The 19,087-nt window shown below is 50.1% G+C and carries 20 protein-coding genes; 13 read left to right on the top strand and 7 right to left on the bottom strand.

The features are described from left to right. The first annotated feature begins 70 nt into the window (after nucleotides 1-70). Nucleotides 71-772 (top strand): oxidative stress defense protein, encoded by a 702-nt coding sequence (locus JYB87_RS16055; protein ID WP_207354452.1) that lies wholly within the window; start codon nucleotides 71-73, stop codon nucleotides 770-772. Here JYB87_RS16055 and JYB87_RS16050 read toward each other — a convergent pair whose 3' ends face one another. After that, nucleotides 773-1,294, bottom strand: a complete 522-nt coding sequence (locus tag JYB87_RS16050; protein ID WP_207354451.1) for a GNAT family N-acetyltransferase — start codon at nucleotides 1,292-1,294, stop codon at nucleotides 773-775. A gap of 79 nt (nucleotides 1,295-1,373) precedes the next feature. Continuing rightward, a complete protein-coding gene (locus JYB87_RS16045; protein ID WP_207354450.1) occupies nucleotides 1,374-2,855 on the bottom strand; it encodes a sensor domain-containing diguanylate cyclase in 1,482 nt (493 codons plus the stop codon). Between the two features lie 211 nt (nucleotides 2,856-3,066). Between JYB87_RS16045 and JYB87_RS16040 the strand changes: the two genes are divergently transcribed. Next, the gene (locus JYB87_RS16040; RefSeq protein ID WP_207354449.1) at nucleotides 3,067-3,582 is read left to right on the top strand and encodes a GNAT family N-acetyltransferase; all 516 of its coding nucleotides are present in this window, start codon (nucleotides 3,067-3,069) and stop codon (nucleotides 3,580-3,582) included. Between the two features lie 79 nt (nucleotides 3,583-3,661). On the opposite strand, the gene JYB87_RS16035 is transcribed toward JYB87_RS16040, so the two are convergent. Next, a complete protein-coding gene (locus JYB87_RS16035) occupies nucleotides 3,662-5,821 on the bottom strand; it encodes a methyl-accepting chemotaxis protein (protein ID WP_207354448.1) in 2,160 nt (719 codons plus the stop codon). 365 nt (nucleotides 5,822-6,186) lie between these two features. Here JYB87_RS16035 and JYB87_RS16030 point away from each other — a divergent pair, with 365 nt between their 5' ends. Together JYB87_RS16030 and pncB are read left to right on the top strand one after the other, a co-directional pair. Continuing rightward, on the top strand, nucleotides 6,187-6,813 hold the full coding sequence (locus JYB87_RS16030) for a nicotinamidase (RefSeq protein WP_207354447.1): 627 nt from the start codon (nucleotides 6,187-6,189) through the stop codon (nucleotides 6,811-6,813). A gap of 10 nt (nucleotides 6,814-6,823) precedes the next feature. Next, complete coding sequence (pncB, locus tag JYB87_RS16025) at nucleotides 6,824-8,092, top strand: nicotinate phosphoribosyltransferase (protein ID WP_207354446.1); 1,269 nt, start codon at nucleotides 6,824-6,826, stop codon at nucleotides 8,090-8,092. 63 nt (nucleotides 8,093-8,155) lie between these two features. Here pncB and fre read toward each other — a convergent pair whose 3' ends face one another. Both fre and ubiD read right to left on the bottom strand, forming a co-directional pair. Continuing rightward, nucleotides 8,156-8,854: an NAD(P)H-flavin reductase gene (gene fre, locus JYB87_RS16020; protein ID WP_207354445.1), complete on the bottom strand. Its 699-nt coding sequence runs from the start codon at nucleotides 8,852-8,854 to the stop codon at nucleotides 8,156-8,158. 55 nt (nucleotides 8,855-8,909) lie between these two features. Further along, nucleotides 8,910-10,391 carry a 4-hydroxy-3-polyprenylbenzoate decarboxylase gene (ubiD, locus tag JYB87_RS16015; RefSeq protein WP_207354444.1) on the bottom strand — a complete coding sequence of 494 codons (1,482 nt, stop codon included), beginning with the start codon at nucleotides 10,389-10,391 and terminating at the stop codon, nucleotides 8,910-8,912. A 179-nt stretch (nucleotides 10,392-10,570) separates the two neighbouring features. Here ubiD and JYB87_RS16010 point away from each other — a divergent pair, with 179 nt between their 5' ends. Then, on the top strand, nucleotides 10,571-11,140 hold the full coding sequence (locus JYB87_RS16010; RefSeq protein WP_207354443.1) for a hypothetical protein: 570 nt from the start codon (nucleotides 10,571-10,573) through the stop codon (nucleotides 11,138-11,140). A 31-nt stretch (nucleotides 11,141-11,171) separates the two neighbouring features. Here the strand turns inward: JYB87_RS16010 and aroQ are convergent, their stop codons facing one another. Together aroQ and arfB are read right to left on the bottom strand one after the other, a co-directional pair. Further along, nucleotides 11,172-11,618 (bottom strand): type II 3-dehydroquinate dehydratase, encoded by a 447-nt coding sequence (gene aroQ / locus JYB87_RS16005; protein WP_207354442.1) that lies wholly within the window; start codon nucleotides 11,616-11,618, stop codon nucleotides 11,172-11,174. A gap of 68 nt (nucleotides 11,619-11,686) precedes the next feature. Continuing rightward, a complete protein-coding gene (gene arfB / locus JYB87_RS16000; RefSeq protein WP_207354441.1) occupies nucleotides 11,687-12,103 on the bottom strand; it encodes an alternative ribosome rescue aminoacyl-tRNA hydrolase ArfB in 417 nt (138 codons plus the stop codon). A 126-nt stretch (nucleotides 12,104-12,229) separates the two neighbouring features. On the opposite strand from arfB, the gene JYB87_RS15995 reads away from it, so the two are divergent. The 8 genes from JYB87_RS15995 (at nucleotide 12,230) to JYB87_RS15965 (ending at nucleotide 19,039) form a co-directional block, all read left to right on the top strand. Continuing rightward, nucleotides 12,230-12,598 carry a SpoIIAA family protein gene (locus JYB87_RS15995; protein ID WP_207354440.1) on the top strand — a complete coding sequence of 123 codons (369 nt, stop codon included), beginning with the start codon at nucleotides 12,230-12,232 and terminating at the stop codon, nucleotides 12,596-12,598. 32 nt (nucleotides 12,599-12,630) lie between these two features. Next, nucleotides 12,631-12,801: a DUF3012 domain-containing protein gene (locus JYB87_RS15990; RefSeq protein ID WP_037441757.1), complete on the top strand. Its 171-nt coding sequence runs from the start codon at nucleotides 12,631-12,633 to the stop codon at nucleotides 12,799-12,801. A 233-nt stretch (nucleotides 12,802-13,034) separates the two neighbouring features. Then, nucleotides 13,035-13,772, top strand: a complete 738-nt coding sequence (pnuC, locus tag JYB87_RS15985; RefSeq protein ID WP_207354439.1) for a nicotinamide riboside transporter PnuC — start codon at nucleotides 13,035-13,037, stop codon at nucleotides 13,770-13,772. A 43-nt stretch (nucleotides 13,773-13,815) separates the two neighbouring features. Continuing rightward, entirely contained in the window at nucleotides 13,816-14,064 is a 249-nt protein-coding gene (locus JYB87_RS18800) for a phosphorylase family protein (protein ID WP_267459552.1), read from the top strand. Beyond that, a complete protein-coding gene (locus tag JYB87_RS15980; protein ID WP_267459551.1) occupies nucleotides 14,054-14,545 on the top strand; it encodes a phosphorylase family protein in 492 nt (163 codons plus the stop codon). Before JYB87_RS18800 ends, JYB87_RS15980 begins: the two co-directional genes overlap by 11 nt. Nucleotides 14,546-15,171: 626 nt before the next feature. Continuing rightward, nucleotides 15,172-16,296 (top strand): NAD(P)-dependent alcohol dehydrogenase, encoded by a 1,125-nt coding sequence (locus tag JYB87_RS15975; RefSeq protein ID WP_207354438.1) that lies wholly within the window; start codon nucleotides 15,172-15,174, stop codon nucleotides 16,294-16,296. Nucleotides 16,297-16,560: 264 nt separating this feature from the next. Further along, entirely contained in the window at nucleotides 16,561-17,088 is a 528-nt protein-coding gene (locus JYB87_RS15970) for a NifB/NifX family molybdenum-iron cluster-binding protein (protein ID WP_207354437.1), read from the top strand. A 244-nt stretch (nucleotides 17,089-17,332) separates the two neighbouring features. Continuing rightward, nucleotides 17,333-19,039, top strand: coding sequence for an FAD-dependent oxidoreductase (locus JYB87_RS15965; RefSeq protein ID WP_207354436.1), 1,707 nt, complete (start codon nucleotides 17,333-17,335; stop codon nucleotides 19,037-19,039). The last annotated feature ends 48 nt before the right edge of the window (nucleotides 19,040-19,087 follow it).

The following is a 19,087-nucleotide window of genomic DNA, read 5'->3' as shown; positions in this document are numbered from 1 at the left end:
GAGTAGTGCTTGCCAATTCGGGCTGCATCTCCTAGCGTAATCGCTGACGTTATGGCGCAAGGAATATCAAATGAAATTTTCTCCGTTAACTCGTGTTGTGCTTTGTGGAATGCCTGCGTTATTGGCCAGTTATGCGCTGCAGGCGGCGGATTTACCCTTGTTAGAAACCGTTGGCGTCAGTCAGATTGAGGCTGAACCTGATCAAGCGCAAGTCACTGTGGCGGTGGTGGTAAAAGCCGATACCGCAGCCGCCGCTAAAGATCAGGCAGACACGGCTGTGGCGGCGTTTATCGAGCGCTTGTTAAAAACCGGCGTGGCGAAACAAGATATCAGCAGTGCCAACTTAGCTTTGGCTCCACAGTATCGTTATCCCAAAGATGAAGAACCTGTGCTGGTCGGTTATCGCGCCAGTCGTGACGTGACGCTGACCTTGCCGTTAGCGCTGTTAAATCCGGTGTTAGATAAGGCGTTAGCGGAAGGCTTGAATAGCGTACGGGCGATTAATCTGAAATCCAGTAAAGAGCTGCAGTTGAAACTGCAAGCGCGTGATGCGGCGATTGCGGATGCCAAGCAAAAGGCCAAAGCGTTAGCCAAAGGCTTTGATGCGAAGCTCGATGGGGTATGGTCGATTCGTTATTTTGAGCAGACACCGGTCGCGAGTTTACGCTTCAGTACTGCGGAGTTGAAGCAGGCATCAAGCGATCAAAGTTATCAGTATGGTTCGGTCACCTTCTCTGATCGCGTTGAAGTCAGCTATAAACTGAAGCAGTAATTATCCGTCAATAGGATGCGACGGCGTTGGCAGGATCAGTTGATAAAACGCCAGATCCAACCAGCGCCCGAACTTAAATGCCACCTGCGGCAAGGTGCCGGAATGTTGAAACCCGAGGCGTTGATGCAGCTGAATACTGGCTTGGTTGGTGGCATCAATCGCCCCCACCATCACATGCAGTTGTTGCGCGGTTGCCGCATCAATCAATGCCTGCATCAAGGCTTTTGCCACGCCTTTGCCACGATGTTCTGCAGCAACATACACTGAGTGTTCCACCGAGTATTTATTGGCAGGATAGCCACGAAATGGGCCATAGCTGGCAAAGCCAAGCAGTTGTTGTTGATCGTCTACCATGCCCAATACTGGAAAGTGTTGCTCCGCTTTAGTGGCAAACCATTGCGCAATCCGCGCCTCATCACGCGGTGCGTATTCATATAAGGCGGTAGTGTTGGCGATGGCATCGTTAAAAATCGCCAAAATGGCAGCGCCGTGCTTTGCGGCGGTACAGTTGATAATGTGCATATTCAGCAGCGACCAAGATTGAATTGGCGTGAGTATGCCACAGACAAGCGGGCGCGCGAATCACCAGATTGTAACTGGGTTAGATCGTGGCCACGATTTTGTCACGTCCTTGTTTTTTCGCTTCAAACAGCATGCAGTCGGCACGCTCAAACGCTTTCAAAAGCGTGTCTTCTGCCAGAATTTCTGTGACCCCAGCACTGCATTTGAGCTGAATATCTAACTGCTCTAACTTCAGCGCGATCACTTTCTCGCGCACCAAATACAGCAGCTTTTGGGCTTGTTCAAGGTCGCTGCCAGGCAGCAGCAACATAAACTCATCACCGCCAAAACGCCCTAACAAATCTGCCGGGCCAAGCTCAGAGGTCACGGTTTGGCTGAGCTGCTTCAATGCCAGATCGCCCACGGTATGGCCGTAGGTATCGTTAATGCTTTTGAAGTGGTCTATATCAAACACTACCAAACAGATGGGTTGATGGTAGTAACGGGCACGTTGTAACTCTTGCGCCGCGAGTTGGAAGAAATACTGCCGTGCCAACACCTTGGTTAGGCCATCTTTATGGGCGATCTCTTGCAGGCGTTCGTTGTTGGACGCCAACACCGGAATCAACAAGCCAAAATAGGTACTGGCGGCGAGCACACTGATGGAAAACTGATAAATCAGCGCATCGTCACCGAGCGTCAATTGCTGCACCAGCAAAGCGGTTAACGCACTGAGAAAAGCGATACTCACAGCGCTCCTCAGCGGGGTTTCGGTGTAGACAATCCACATCTGCACCACGCCGATAAAGAAAATCCCAAAGGCTAATTCACGCACTTGGAAAAACGCTGCAGTAAACATGATCAGCGTGGATAAAAACGCCGCCAACAGCAGTTTGCCAAAAAATGGCAGGTTGGGGCCGGGCGACTGCCGCAGGCCAATCTCGCTGAGCCACACGCCACTATTAGGGAAAATCCGACTGACCAGCCCAATCGATAATGGTGTTAACACCATGACCCCAATCAAATCACCCACCCACAGCGGGATCCACAGGAAATTGGTGCTGTCATTAGCAGAGATGGCACCGCCCAACATCAAAGAAATTTGAATGCAGTAACTGGCACTGAGCGAACTGAGCGGGCCAATAATCACAAATGCCAGCATCAGCCTTGGCAGCTTTTGCTCATCGCTGTGAATAAACATCCGTAAAATACTGGCGCCTGCGTAATAGGGCAAAATATGGGCGATGGCAAACAGGCTGCCGATGCTAAGCAATTGTGTTGCCGACATACCCGTATGATAGAGATAACTTTCCCAGAAAGTCACCAGAATACTGCCAATGGCAATCGCCGGCACTGCGCGCAGCCCCAGCAGTAAAAATGCCGCGAAGCTGGCACCTGCTGGCGGAAACCAAATGCTGGCGTGAGGTGCGTATTCCATCAACGCTGCAACCCGCCACAGCAGCAGCCATAAGACCAGCAGCAGCAGATCGCTTAACAGAGGAATGCGCATCAGCTTATTGCTCAACCACAGTGGCAAATTGAGTGCTGTTTCTTGGTCGTTTTGAGGCGTTAATGTTGGCAAGTTATCTCTCTATGCTTCGGCCGACAACAGATCGCTGGTCGATGTGTTATGGTAACCAACCTTATGGCTGATTTTAGTCTGAGATATCTCATTTTTGCTAGCTTTCAGCGCTCAACCGCGGCGTCTGTTGTACCTAATCACACGGTCGTGGCTGCTCATTGAGGGACTCGACGATTTGAATCTGCTAATCCTAAAAGTCACGAGGTAGAAAATGCAGTTGATTGCACCAGATAGCGCTTTTCAAGCAGCATTTTATCGTTTTTATCAGGACTTTGTGCAATGGGACCCCAGTAATGCGGGCTACTATGCGGCAGGTGTTGAGGATTTCGCCAGCTATTTACAGCAGCTGCATGCCGAAGCGCGCGGCGAGCAATTAATGCCTGAGCAAGTGCCTTGCAACCATTATTGGCTGGTGGACAATGGCGAGATTCTCGGCGCAATTCGCTTACGCCACCATATTGAAACTCCCTATCTGAATTGGGAAGGCGGCCATATTGGTTACGATGTTGCACCGTCGCAGCGCAGTAAAGGCTATGCCACCATGATGTTGCACCAGGTCTTGCAACAGGCGCGGGCACGCGGCTTAACCCGTGTATTGTTGGTCGCGGAAGAGCAAAACAAAGCGTCGCGGAAAGTCATTGAAGCCAATGGCGGTGAAGTAGACAAGGTTATTGTGGGCATGGATGACCCTGAGCCGTTGGTGCGTTATTGGATTAACTTAGCCTAGCTTGGATTTATTCGATAAAAATTCACCGCAGTTCAAGGATTGAAACCCGCTGCACTGCGGTGAAAGCTACCTCAATGAGTTAGTTCACTTTAAAGCGTGCTACCAAATTTTTCAGTTGTGTGGATTGGCGTAACAGTTCCGAGGCTGATTCTTTACAGGCCATGGCGTTTTCGCTGTTGCGCTGGGTGACACCATCTACCTGATTCAGGCCAGTTGTGGTCTCGTTAATCCCTTGTACTTGCTCCTCTGAGGCCACTGCAATATTGGCCACCAACGCCGATACCTCTGCGGTAGAGGCGCGGATTTGGGTGAGGGCTTCTGCAGTACGCTGTGAAATGGCAATCCCAGACTGGGTATTGGCCGAGCTTTCATCAATCAACTTGGCGGCATCACTTGCTGCATCAGCACTGCGTTGCGCCAACTGGCGAACTTCATCGGCGACCACCGCAAAGCCTCGGCCTGCATCACCTGCGCGCGCCGCCTCGATTGCTGCGTTCAGTGCCAGCAAGTTGGTTTGTGCAGTAATTTCATCAATCGCATTGATGATCTGATGGATCCGTTCGCCGGAGTCGTGGATCGCTTTCATCGCGGCGACCATCTCTTCCATATGGCTTGCGCCTTTTTCTGCGGCGGTTGTGGATTCATTGGAGAAGCGGTTGGCTTTGTCGGCGTTATCGGCGTTGGCGGATGTCTGGCTAGATATTTCTACCATCGCCGCGCCCATCTGGGTTATCGATGATGCCGACTGCATGGCGCCATCGGACAACACTTCACTGAGATTTGACACTTGGGTGGAGTTGTCAGCAATGCTTTGCGAGGTGTCTTGGATCTGTCGCACCAACTGGCTTAAATGTGCCACCATCTCTCGCAGCGCTTGCCCCAGTTGGTCATTGCTGGAGGCGAGTTCTACATTAACGGTCAGATCCCCTTCGCTGATCCGCTTCGCTAATCCGGCGCGATCATTGAGGCTGGCGCTCATCTCATTGAGTGCATCGGCGAGTTGGCCGACTTCATCCCCTGACTGATATTGCATCCGCTTGGAAAAATCGCCAAGGCGAATGGTGCGGGCGACACTGGCGGCTTCACTGATCGGCCGGGCGATGCTACCTGCTGATAACCATAAGGCGACGAGTGCCACTACGGTCACCCCAATACCCACGGCAAACTGCCAAAAAACATCACTGCGGCTGTTTTCAGCCAGTTCATTGCTCAAGGCCATTGCTTCAGCCAGCACCTGTTCTTGAGGCACATTGATCATTACTGCCCATGGTTTACCTGTATCACCGAGGGTGATTGGCGCTAACACGCGCATCTTTTTCGCTTCTTGGTCGTTTTCAAGTAAGGTTTCACCTTTTTGAATACGTTCAATCGCTTTTTGCGCGCGCGCATCGCCCACAACTTGGGCTAATGGCTGGCCAATTTTGTCTGGCTGCGAGCTACTTGCAACGACCAGCCCCTGATAACTCACAATGGTGACCTCAGCGGTAGCGTTGTATAGCTCTTTTTGCAGATTAGTCGCCAGTTGTTGTACAAACGTCAGGTCGTAATCGGCACCTACAACCCCATAAAACTTGCCGTTTTCGACAATCGGCGCAGAGATTGTAGCCAACCACACTTGTTTGCCTTGTACTATGTAAGGAATGGGATCGAGTACGCTAGGTTTTAGGGTGTTTTTCGGGCCTATGTACCAGCCACCTTTGAGTACGCCATTCGGGTGCTTGGTATCCGTGTCGTATTCCACAAGGGGTTGTACTGCAATATGGCCCGCGGCGTTGCGGGTCCAATAGGGGGTAAAGCGTCCCGTTTCTTTATTATTTCCATCATTGGCCCCAACGAAGTCGGCATCTCGGCCATCTAGGGCATTGGGTTCCCAGCACGAATAGGTGCCGTTGAGGTTGGTGTAGCGGGTCAACACGTTGTAGAGAATATTGTTCACCTCTGCGCGAGAGATATTCACTGGTCGTGTCTCTGAATGCACCAAATCAAAGCTGTTAGCCAAGGTTTTGGTGATATCCAGAGCGTGACTAAACTCAGTGGCGATACTGCCGGCTCGTTCCTGTGCGAGGGTAAGCAAGGCGTCGCTGGCCTGCTTCTCGACTAAGGTGCCAACGCGATTAGAAACTAACGTTTCGTTTTCATTGGCGCTAAACAATGCGTATCCGATAAGTGTTACTGCTGATATTAAAAGGCATATCCCTGCCACAGCGGCAATTTTCCCTTGAATCGATGCAATTTTCATTAATGAAGTTCCTTGCACAGAGGACGAAGCCGAAGCATGTGTGGTGTTACTAAAAATTCTGGTCGATTTTTAAGTGAATGCCACCGCAAAAAGAAATTTCTATTAAAAATGGGGTGTCTTCAGGCGGAATATTCCTGATTAAGTGAGTTCTTAATCGAGAAAATGCTCGATTGTGATGATAATTTCGCCGAATGTGGCAAAAGCCGCTGTAAACAGCTGGTGGTGCGGGTTGTTAACTGAGGGTAACCAGGCTAAGTTTCCCGGCGAAAAATGACGCCAAGGTCAGTTTTTTCTTAGAGCAATCAGCCTGCTTTGCTATAGTGCCAATACAGCATAAATCTTATTTGTTCCAAAGGAATGAGCTTATGATTGCCTCGTTTGACGTGGATGCCCAGCGTACCTTCACTCCACTGTGCCCGAATGAACTACCGGTCAGCGGTGGTGATGAAATTGCCGCAGAACTCAATGCTCAAGCCGCACTTGCCGACTATCGCATCGCCTCAAAAGACGCCCACAGCGCCAACGCAAAATGGGTGGTTGATGCACCCGAAAAGATGTTACAACCGCTGAATTATGCCGATGCGGATCTCACTTGGGTGCGCCATGCTGAGCCGGGCACCGACGGCTTTGAACTCATTCCGGGGTTGCCTAATCCTGCCGAGTACGATTTCCTTGTCTACAAAGGTGTTGAAGCGGCAATGCATCCTTATGGCGCTTGCTATCATGATTTAGGCAATCGCATCTCTACTGGGGTGATTGAATGGCTGCAGCAAAAAGAAGTGACCACTGTCATTGTGGGCGGGTTAGCACTCGATTTCTGTGTTAAAACGACCGCGCTGCAATTGGCAGATGCGGGCTTTAGAGTCTATCTCAACCTTGCTGCTTGCCGCGCAATCAGCGAAGCGGGCGCCAATGCCGCCTGTGATGAGATGCAAGCTGCTGGCATTATTTTAACTCAGGATGCGGCAGTACTATCTGCCATGCTCGGCTAAGGAGAGCCATATGTTTCAATCGCTTGCCGTTCAAAGCTTATTGGACACCGACTTCTATAAACTCACCATGCAGCAGGCGTACCTGCACCAACAACCCAATACCCGCTCGCGGTGGACCTTTCGTTGCCGCAGCAATGAAGACTTAAGCATGTATGTGAAGCCGCTGCGCGAACAGTTTGATCGCATGGCAGAGTTCAGTGCAAGCGATGAACAACTGGCACATTTGGCCAAGTATCCCTTTTTGAAAAGCGACTATTTGGAGTTTTTGCGCCTGTTTCGCTTTAACCCCAAGTTTATTGATGTCAGCGCCGAAGATGGTCAATTGGTGATTGAGGGCAACGGCCCGCTGCTGCATGTGTCGCCGATGGAGATCCCCGTGTTGGCCACGGTCTCTGAAATTCGTAACCGCTATCGTTATCCGCAAATTGATTGCGACAAAATCTATGCGGCGACCCAGCAAAAAATTCAGATTCTGGAACGCTTAGGCGATGAAGTTGATTTAAGCGACTTCCTGTTTACCGACTTTGGCACTCGGCGTCGTTTCAGTTTTACTGCGCAAAAGCAGATCCTGACCCAATTGAAAGATGCCTTGCCGGATCACTTTGCCGGCACCTCGAATCCCCACTTGGCGATGGAGCTCGGGTTGCGTTGCCAAGGCACCATGGCGCACGAATGGCTGCAGAGTCACCAAGCCTTGAATTATCGCTTGGTGGATAGCCAAAAAATGGCGTTGGAAAACTGGGTGAAGGAGTACCGTGGTGACTTAGGGGTGGCGTTGACCGATGTGATTGGGGTGGATGCATTCTGCCGCGATCTTGATCGTTACCTCGCCAAGCTCTATGACGGTTTCCGCCATGATAGTGGTGACCCGATTGTGTGGGGCGAAAAGATTATTAAGCGGTTAGAGGAATTGGACGTTGATCCGACCTATAAGCGCTTAGTGTTCTCTGATGCGCTCGACTTTGAACGCGCGGTACATATCTATAAACATTTCCGTGGCCGGATTAATACCTCGTTTGGTATTGGTACTTGGTTGATGGGCAATATGTTTGAAAACGAGCCGATCAATATCGTAATGAAACTGACCAAGCTCAACGGCATGCCGGTGGCGAAAATCTCCGATACGCCGGGCAAAACCATGTGTGATGATGAAAACTTCCTGCGTTATTTGATGCAGGTGTTTCAGGTGGAAGACAGCGCGCAACAAAAGGTGCTGCAGCAGTTCTATGATCGCGACAAGTTAATTGATGATCGCGATCCGGTATATACCAAAGGTTAACCGAACGTTTTGCTTAGTTAGCAAAAAGCCCGCAGCGCGGGCTTTTTTCGTTCTCTCGAGCGGTTACTTGATGAAAGCAAAGGCATCGCCATAGAGATGGGCTTCTTCAACGCCCATTTCACGGAACAACTCGCGGGCAGCGCCCACCATCGGGAAGCGGCCTGCAATATAGATGTCGTAGCCGTTAACGCTGACAAAGTCTTGTTTGATCTGATCCAGCAAGCGGTTGATGCGACCATTCCAGTCGGCAGGGGCTTCTTCTACCACAGGTACGAAGTGCAGCCACGGGTGTTGCTCATGCCACTGACGAGCGATCGACTCGTAATACATGGCTGCGGGCGTGCGGCAACCCCAATAAAGGGTGGTTTCCACGTTTTGCCCTAGCGCAATTTGCTGTTCCACAATGCTTTTAATGTAGGAGAACCCTGTGCCGCCGGCGATTAAAATGCGTGGGCGATGGCTTTCATGACGTAAAAACGCATTACCCGCTGGCGCTTCAATCAGTACTTCGCCATGTTCACGCATTAGGTCAACCACCTGCATCGGGTAGCTTTCGCTCACTGCCGCACCAATGTGCAACTCAAGTAGCTCGCTGCCTGGCGCAGAAGCAATAGAAAATGGGCGTTTGTCCTTTTCACCCATTATGATGCTGAGGTATTGGCCAGCTGCAAACTCAAACGGATGCTCAGGGCGCAAAGTCACTTGATATACAGCATCATTAAATGGCGCTAGTTGTTCTACTTTACAGCGAATGCTGTTCATGCGGTTTCCTCATCAACTCGTGTGCTGGCAATAGCGTTCAGCAAGAAACTAAGGGTTACAGTGTCGGCGCGTCATCAATGCCGAGTTTGTCCCAAATCTGGTCAATCTTCTGTTTAACAGCGTCATCCATCTTGATTGGTGTACCCCATTCACGTTGGGTTTCACCGGGCCATTTGTTGGTGGCATCAAGCCCCATTTTCGAGCCTAGGCCAGCCACGGGTGAGGCAAAATCAAGATAATCGATAGGGGTGTTGTCCATTAACACCGTATCGCGGATCGGATCCATGCGAGTGGTAATCGCCCAAATCACGTCTTTCCAATCGCGGCAGTTCACATCATCATCCACTACCACAATAAATTTAGTGTACATAAACTGGCGCAAAAACGACCATGCGCCCATCATCACCCGTTTGGCATGCCCCGCGTATTGTTTACGCATCGAGATCACCGCCATGCGATAGGAGCAACCTTCTGGCGGCAAGTAAAAGTCGACAATTTCTGGGTATTGCTTGCGCAGAATCGGCACAAATACTTCGTTCAGTGCCAAGCCCAACATCGCCGGTTCATCGGGTGGACGGCCGGTATAAGTGCTGTGGTAGATCGCATCTTTACGATGGGTCATATGGGTCACAGTAAAGACCGGGAATTTATCGGTTTCGTTGTAGTAACCCGTATGGTCGCCGTAGGGGCCTTCCACCGCCATCTCGTCGGGATCGATATAGCCTTCGAGAATGATTTCGCTGGTGGCGGGCACTTCTAAATCACAGGTGAGTGATTTAGTCACTTCGGTGCGTTCACCGCGCAGTAAACCCGCAAACGCGTATTCACTCATGCCATCGGGCACAGGTGTCACAGCACCCAGAATAGTGACAGGATCGCTGCCCAGTGCCACCACCACCGGATATTTTTCGCCGGGAAATTTCTCTTTGAAATCTTGGAAATCGAGGGCACCGCCACGATGGGACAGCCAACGCATGATCAGCTTATTTTTACCCAACAACTGCTGGCGATAGATGCCGATATTTTGCCGCTTCTGCCGCGGGCCTTTGGTGATGGTTAACCCCCAAGTGACCAAGGGCGCAGCATCACCCGGCCAGCAATGTTGTACTGGCAGTTGAGTGAGATCGACATCATCACCACTGATGACCACTTCCTGACATGGCGCTTTGCGCACTGTTTTCGGTGGCATGTTTAGCGCTTGCCTAAACAGTGGCAGCTTTTCAATGGCATCTTTAAAGCCGCGTGGTGGCTCAGGTTCTTTCAAAAACGACAGCAGTTCGCCCACTTCACGCAGGGCTAACGGGTCATCTTTTCCCAGCGCCATTGCCACCCGTTTTGGCGTGCCAAACAGGTTGAGCAGCACCGGCATCGATTTGCCGATGGGGTTCTCAAACAGCAACGCCGGACCACCGTTACGCAAAACGCGATCGCCAATTTCTGTCATCTCTAAGTGCGGATCGACAGGGTGGCTAATACGTTTTAACTCTCCCTGACTTTCTAAGTGATTTAGAAAGCTGCGTAAATCCTTAAAACTCATGTGGATACCGGTTTGAATATGCAAAAATGTGATGTGGCGCACTATAGCATTTTTCTGGCGCACGGTTAACCATTTAGGCTCGCAAAAGCAGAAAGCCAATCCGTGCTTGTTCGAATTAATTATGCGCGCAAATATCAATCGCGCTAAAATAGTGGCCGAGCTTGAACGCGAGGTGATTTATGAAGTCGCAACTGATAACCCATGCCTTATGCGCCACCGTGTTGCTGGCAAGTGCCAGTGCACCGGCAATGGCGGGACATCGAGATAATTTCTATCCACGTCACCATAGCTATCGACATCATCATCACAGTGATTGGGGTTGGTATTTAGGGCTCTCCACCTTACTGGTATTGCCGGAAATTATCCGTCAGTCGCAAGCGGATTATTATCCAACCCCATATGCCAGCAATCCTTATTACACCCCTTACGCACCGAATGTCAGTTTGACGCCAGTTACTACATCGTTGAATACGCCGATATATTCGGCAACCTTTGAGCATGAAAATGCGTTAGCGGCAGAGAACAGTGCCGATGCTTATGCCAACGAATCAGTGGCACAACAGGTGTTACGCATTGCCGATAGTGAAGAGGCAGCCAAGGCAGCACAGGCGATGGCATTGCCGAGCGTGCGAAGTTTGCCCGCAAATGCTCGGGTGATTCAAACCGAAAATGGCACTGAGTACGAGTGGCAAGGGCAGCGTTATCGCTTTGATTGGCAAACGGAAATGTATCAACCATTGAACCGCTAAGTGGCAGTTCAATGGTGTCTTTTGAACAGGATTAGCCTGCTTTTTTCAGATGTCGCATCGCGGCAGTGAGCGCAAACTCGTACCCTTGTGCTCCTAGGCCAGCAATGACGCCCAGCGCTTTATCGGATAAAAATGAGTGGTGGCGGAACGGCTCGCGGGCATGAATGTTAGACAGATGCACCTCAATAAAAGGTAAATCCACCCCCAAGAAAGCATCGCGTAATGCCACGCTGGTATGGGTTAAACCGCCTGGATTGATGACCGCAATCGCCGCATCGGTAGCGTGAATGGCTTCAATCAATTCGTATTCTGCGTTGGACTGCAGATGATCCAGTTGAACTCCACCACCAGAAGCTTGGGCATGCAGTAAACCTATGATGTCGTCTAGCGTTTGGCTTCCATAAATCTCTGGTTCACGGCGACCTAACAAGTTGAGGTTGGGGCCATTGAGCAGCAGAACTTTTCCTTTATTTCGCATGATGTTATTGCCTTAGCACTGTGGCGGGTGCTTCTGATTTGAGCACTTCCCACCGGCTTTGTCGATGATCAGCCGCTAAATTTTTGCTGCCGTAGTGCCTTAGTGTTGCCATGCTTTTTTTTGCTGTCGATGCGTCGTTGTTGGCTGGAATAGCTGGCTTTGGTGGCAATGCGGCGCTTTTGCACCAGCGTCACCGATTGTAGCAACTCAACAAATTGGCTTAACGCTTGTTGTCGGTTGGCGTCCTGGCTGCGGCTTTGCTGGCACTTGATGATCACCTTGCCACTTTGGGTAATACGATGGTCGTTTAAGGTCAGCAGCTTTTGTTGATAAAACTCGGGCAGGCTCGAAGCACGAATATCGAAAATCAGCTGCACCGCGGTGGAGACTTTATTGATATGTTGACCACCGGCGCCACTGGCTCGAATAAACTGCCATTCGATCTCATTTTCTGAAACTTGCACACGGTTTGATATGGTAATCATTGGCAAACTACCGCCAGTTAAAGTCATTCATTGGAACATCGGCAATCGAACGATGTTGTTAGCAAGTGCAGTCTAACACTGTTATTATTCGCCCGGTCGCGTTTCCGAGTTTTGGAGCCAATCTATATGTTGTGTCAGATCCCTGATATCTCCAAAGGGATTATCAGTTTATTTGCCAGTGGACGTATCTCTGCGCTGGATTATCGCACCAAACTACAACCTGCTATTAAAGGCTATCGTCAAGATTGGGGACAAGTATGTCTCTATATTGAAGCTGACGTATTGCTGGAAGGTTGGGATATGCAGTCGCTTTCAGGGGTTGGTGAAGTGCAGTTGCCCGCATTTGATGCATTGGTATTTGTGGGTGGCCCTGATTGGGTGGGCAATGCGGTGCGCTTGCTTGGCCCGTTCGTCAGTGGCGAAATTGCATGGTATCCGCTGGAGCGCAAACAAGAAGCGATTAATTGGATTTGTAAGCGCTCTCACGTTGAGTAATTACAATCAGACTCTCACAAGGAATCTAGGTCATGAAAAAATTCGCAATGTTGATGCTGAGCCTGTGTGCGGTAACTTGGTTGAGCGCCTGTGCACCTGAAGTGGGCAGTGATGCTTGGTGCAAGCAGATGAAAGAAAAAGACAGTGGTGATTGGACCGCCAATGAAGCCAAAGATTACGCCAAACACTGCGTATTTAAATAATACTGGCTTAGTCGTTGCTGGTTGGGAAACTTGCCAGCAACATGCTTGTTTTCTTCTCAGCGCTTCTTAGTGCATCTGCATCCCAGTACATCGTTTCTTTTCCCAATCAGCTTTTGTTCGTTCTCGCCGTTGTTCATCCCCCTTGCTGGCACAATCACATCATCTGCCATTGATAGCCACGGCGCTCATTCCGTGAAAAAATAGCGGCTTAACTGCAGTTGAAAGGACAAAAGATGGACATTGTCAGTTGGTTTGATATCAACAATACACTGGTGACTATCCCGCTTGGCGGCGGTTATGCCATGTCATGGATTGAAGCGGTCGGTACGGTATTTGGCTTGCTGTGTATCTGGCTCGCCAGCCAAGAAAAGACCCTCAATTATCCTTTTGGTCTGATCAACGTTAGCCTGTTTGCGGTGATCTTCTTTCAAATTCAGCTGTATGGCTTGCTACTGCTGCAGCTGTTTTTCTTCTGCGCCAATGTGTATGGCTGGTATGCCTGGACTCATCCGAGTGACGGTGGCAAGCCGCTGAAAGTGCGTTGGTTATCACGCCAGTGGCTGCTGTTGACGGTAGGTATCGCTATTGCAGCGGTGGGATTGCTCAGCCGTTATATCGATCCCGTGTTTGCCGCCTTGGCTACCAGCACGGTAGAAGCACTCAATCTGCTCGACGCGAATATCGCCATGCCTGAATTGGCGCCCGACGAATTCCCGTTATGGGATGCGATGATCACAGTGTTGTCACTGATAGCTCAAGTGTTGATGACCCGCAAATACGTGGAAAACTGGTGGCTGTGGGTATTGGTGAACATCATTAGTGTGGGGGTGTATGCCGCCCAGGGCGTGTATGCGATGGCAATTGAGTACACCATTTTGCTGTTTATCGCTGGCAATGGTGCTAGAAGTTGGATGGCGACCGCCAAACTCAACGGTAGTCGCTTTGCACTGAGCCCCCAAGTCGCAGACTGAGCTGGCCACAGCTGAAAGGCGCATATAACCCAAAGGAGCCAGCATGACACTTCAAGCGCATATTCAATTAACCCCTGCACAGGTCAGTGAACGAGTGATCCTTTGTGGTGATCCCGCCCGAGTTAACCGCATTGCAGTGCTGCTTAACGATGTTAAGCAGCTTGCCAGCCAGCGTGAATTTACCAGTATCACTGGTGAGCTACAGGGCAAGAAAATCACGGTATGTAGTACGGGGATCGGTGCGCCATCTGCCATTATCGCGCTGGAAGAGTTAGTGCAGTGTGGGGGCTAAGTATTTGGTTCGCGTTGGCTCGGCGGGCGCGTATCAATCGCATATTGCGCTCGGTGATCTCATTATTGCCGAAGCCGCGGTACGGGATGATGGCGGCAGTGCCAACTATGCACCAATCAGTTATCCCGCGCTGGCTAATCGGCAGCTGGTTAACGGCTTAATAGATTTCATGCGTCAGCATCAGCACGGTTACCACTGTGGCGTGGTGCGTTCCCATGACAGTTTTTATGTCGATAATGAGCTCGATATTTGCCGCAAATGGCATCATCTCGGCGTACTTGGCGCTGACATGGAAACCGCGGCATTGCTGACGGTTGGAAGGCTACGTCATGTGGCCGTTGCGTCAATACTCAATAATGTGGTGCGCTACGGCGAAGATGTTGCTGCAGGGGTGAGCGATTATGCCAGTGCTGAAAAGGCGATGATGCATGCAGAGTTGTTAGCCGCGAGAGCAGCATTAACCGCACTCATTAATCTGTAATGGCTGGCGCAGGGCTCAAAGTATCCCTAGCTTATGTATGGACTTTTCGAATAATTTGCTCAATATGCCGACTTACGGCGGTACATTTGATGCTTATAAATAAGTGATCGTTTAAGTAGGTTTCAAGGTCGATGTCACGCCAATCCCGTTAAAATTGCCGAATAACTTTGGCAAAAATGAAGCTTAAGCAGCTCAACTGCTACTCAACATGTTAAATAACAAGAGTTTTAGTCCGACATTTCGTTGTTGTGCCCCAAGCAGTAAGGCGTTCTAGCAACGCTGTCCACAGTGCTGCGATCAAATCACGTGCGTCAAATTTACTGGGTAGGTGTTTCGCTGACGAACTGTGAGCGAACGGCCATTTGTGTTATTTTTCTAAAAATTAGAAAGGTAGTGGGTAAAAAACGCAATATTTTTCTCGTCAGCTCAGCGTTATTTTTGTGACCAAGTTAACAAAAATGCGCTGCCTGGGCTGAATACTCCTGTCAAAGTAGCAACTGAGCGGCGCATTTCTTCCGCTTGCAATCGGCTATGGGTTGGAATGCTTTCTCAGGCTAATACCAAGGCTTTCGCCTTACTCCTTGCAAGCACCGATTTTTCCTATTTGCAGTCAAGGAAGGTGCCACATGAGTTCTCCTGCTTTTTATGATATCCGTGCCGCGGTTACCCGCGAACAAAGCGCGCCGTTTGTGATTGAAAACGCACGTATTCGTGCGCCTAAGAATGATGAAGTGTTGGTTAAAGTGCTGGCTACCGGCATGTGCCATACCGACATGATTGTGCGCGATCAATATTATCCAGTGCCATTGCCTGCCGTGTTAGGCCACGAAGGTGCTGGTATCGTTGAAGCGGTTGGTCCGTTGGTGAAAGACATTGAAGTGGGCGACCACGTGGTGTTGACCTATGGCTATTGTAGCCATTGTCATCAATGTTCTGATGGTCATGCCGCTTATTGTGATGAGTTCTATCCTCGTAACTTCCAAGGTTCAGGCACTGACGGCGAAACCGCCTTGATTGATGCCCATGGCGAACCTTTGCATGACCACTTTTTTGCTCAGTCTTCCTTTGCAACCTATGCGTTAAGCCTTGAAAACAATACCGTTAAAGTGCCTGCTGATGCTCCACTGGAGCTGTTAGGCCCATTGGGGTGTGGTATTCAAACCGGTGCAGGCGCAGTGATTAACTCGCTGAAAGTCACCCCAGGAAGCAGTTTTGTTTCCTTTGGTGCTGGCGCAGTCGGTCTGTCTGCCGTGTTGGCCGCTCGTGTTGCTGGAGCCACCACCATTATCGCGGTAGACGTGGTGCCATCACGCCTCGAATTAGCGTTAGAGTTGGGCGCAACTCATGTGATCAACAGTAAAGAGCAAGATCCAGTTGCCCGTATTAAAGAGATCACTAACGGTGGTACTAAGTTCGCGCTGGAATCTACCGGTCGCCCACAAGTGTTGCGCCAAGGCATTGATTCACTTGGCTTGTTAGGTGCTATCGGTGTTGTTGGTGCGCCTAAACTGGGTACTGATTCAACCTTTGATGTAAACGATGTATTGCTTGGCGGTAAAACCATTCGCGGTATCGTGGAAGGTGATTCAAACCCTAAACAATTTATCCCATTGTTAGTGGAACTGTATCAGCAAGGGCGTTTCCCATTTGATAAGTTGGTGAAATTCTACGACTTCGAGCAAATCAACGAAGCCGCTGCTGACAGTGAAAAAGGGGTTACCCTGAAACCTATCGTGCGTATCGCGCGCTAAGTATTATCGCTGATGTGATGAAGGAAGCCTGCGGGCTTCCTTTTTTGTTGGTTGTTCTTTCCCGTCTCCCACTTTTTTCATTCCTCCTATTACTACACGTTTTGTTCAGCGCGATCGCGATAGACGTGAGATGGATCGCGATTAGTGCATCTTTCACAAAAAAGTATTTGGCATATGCAAATTATTGGCGGTATAAATAGCATATGCAATTTACTGGCATTGCTTCAGTGTTAGCCGCAGCGCTTATCACTCAGGAGATTGAAGATGATTACCGCAATTCCAATGTCGCGCGACAAGATCGCCGCCCATTTCAGTAAAGCTGATAGCTTTGTTTTTATTAATGAACAAGGAACGTCGGTGGTGCAAGCGCCGAACCCCGGCTTGGAAAATGGCTGTGCCGGTAAGGCGAACATCATCACCTTGTTGCAACAGCAGCAGGTGGATCGGGTAATCGTGCGTAACATAGGTGAGCGTTTCTTAGCGCGCCTGCTTGATGCCAAATTTCAAGTATTTCAAAGCGGTAGTAGTCACTTTGACAGTGTGCAACTGCAGGATAGCGTGCCACGTTTTCTGTTACCGCTGACGGCTGCTGAACAAGGCCGACCCTCGGTTAACTATCAGAAAAAGCAGGCAGCGGGTGGCTGCGGTTGTGATCATGATGCTGAACATGGTCACTGTTGCCATGACGACAAAGGGCATGCCGACCAACACGGCCATGCAGCAGATCATGTGCCATGTTGCCAACGTAAAACGGCTGCGGGTGAACGCTGCGGAGGCTGTTGCCGTCATTAAAATTCCCTGTGCATTTGCACGCTTGTGCGGTCATTCCTTCGGTGGCCGCACTTTTTTAGGAATGTATGTTAGTCATCCATAAAATAAATCTAATGTAGAAAAATCTTTTGAATTCTGCCAACATCGACCCTTCAAAAATGTGCTGTCTCGCTAGTTTCTATTTTGTGTTTCATGGCAAAAAGGCGATTAAGCCGCTACAACTCATTCAAGATGGAACAGCATTAACTATCAAACAGGAGTGCGTATGACTCGAATCGTCATTATTGGGGGGGTTGCCGGTGGAGCTTCAGCGGCTGCGCGTGCCCGTCGTATGGATGAACATGCTGAGATTATTATGCTGGAGCGGGGTGAGTTTGTATCGTTTGCCAACTGCGGCTTGCCTTATCATATTGGCGGTGAAATTGAATTGCGCAATGCCTTGCTGCTGCAAACGCCTGATAGCTTCAAACAACGTTTTAATGTTGACGTGCGGGTGTTTAGCGAAGTTACCGCAATCGATCGACAAAACAAATCTGTCGCCGTGCAGCCACAACATGGCGGCGAAGCTTACCAGCTCAGTTACGACAAGTTACTGCTCAGCCCTGGGGCATCGCCCATCAAACCACCTATCTCCGGCATTGATCATTCGCACGTATTTAGCCTGCGTAATATTCCCGATATGGACGCCATTTTGGCGGCTTTAGCTACCTATAAACCGCGACATGCCACTGTGGTTGGCGGCGGCTTTATTGGCTTAGAGATGGCCGAAGCACTAAAACATCGGGGCTTGAACGTGGCGCTGGTTGAGCTGTCACCCCAAGTGATGGCGCCGGTGGATATCGAAATGGCCAACATGTTGCACCAAAAGCTGATCAGCCAAGGGGTAGATTTGCGCTTGAAAACAGGCCTTGAGGCGATTGCACCTATTGAGTTGCATCCCGCTGAAGCCGAGGCGATGGATCAATATGATGTGGCGAAGAAACCACATCACGAACTGCAACTGACGCTGTCCAATGGGCAACTGCAAACCGACATCGTCATTATGGCGATTGGCGTGCGCCCTGAAACCTTGCTTGCAAGCTATGCCGGATTAGCCTTAGGTGAGCGCGGTGGCATTAAGGTTAACAGCGCTATGCAGACCTCAGATCCCGATATCTATGCCGTGGGCGATGCGGTTGAAACCCCAGATTTTGTCGCTGGCGCACCGAGTTTAGTGCCTCTGGCAGGCCCCGCGAATCGCCAAGGGCGGATTGCCGCTGATAACATGCTCGGCGGCGATAAACATTATCAAGCCACCCAAGGCACCGCGATCTGTAAGTTGTTTGATATGGCGATTGCCAGCACTGGACTCAATGAGAAAACCCTCAAGCGTCTGGGGATGGATTACGAGAAGGTCTATGTTCATGCTGCCAGCCACGCCAGTTACTACCCGGGAGCCCATCCTGTCACGTTAAAACTATTGTTCACGCCTGACACCGGCAAGATCTTAGGCGCACAAGCGGCTGGGCTAGACGGTATTGATAAACGAATCGATGTGTTAGCGGTGGCGCAACGGGCAGGGCTAACGGTGCGCGATCTGCAAGATCTGGAGCTGACCTATGCGCCACCGTTTGGCTCCGCACGCGATGTGATCAACCAAGCAGGGATGGTGGCTACCAATATGCTTGATGGTATTGATCCTGTGTGTCAGGTGGACGATGTACTGCACATGACCGATGAGCAGATATTATTAGATGTACGCAATCCGCCTGAGCTAACCAAAATTGGCGCGTTTCCGAATGCGCTCAATATTCCGTTAGATCAACTGCGTCAGCGGTTAGATGAGTTGCCAAAAGATAAAGAGATTTTAGTGACCTGTATGGTAGGGCTCCGTGGCCATGTCGCCAGCCGGATGCTGCAACAACATGGGTTTAAGACTAAAAATTTAACCGGTGGTTATAAGACGTACCATATGGCTACCATTGAGTACTAAGTAGCGATTAGGGCCGATAGAAACAGCTACTCAATGGGGTGGCTGTTT

It is taken from the genome of Shewanella avicenniae (assembly GCF_017354945.1).
GTDB lineage: Bacteria > Pseudomonadota > Gammaproteobacteria > Enterobacterales > Shewanellaceae > Shewanella > Shewanella avicenniae.
The sequence above is the reverse complement of the archived record's forward strand: the minus strand, read 5'-3'. Positions and strand labels throughout refer to the sequence as shown.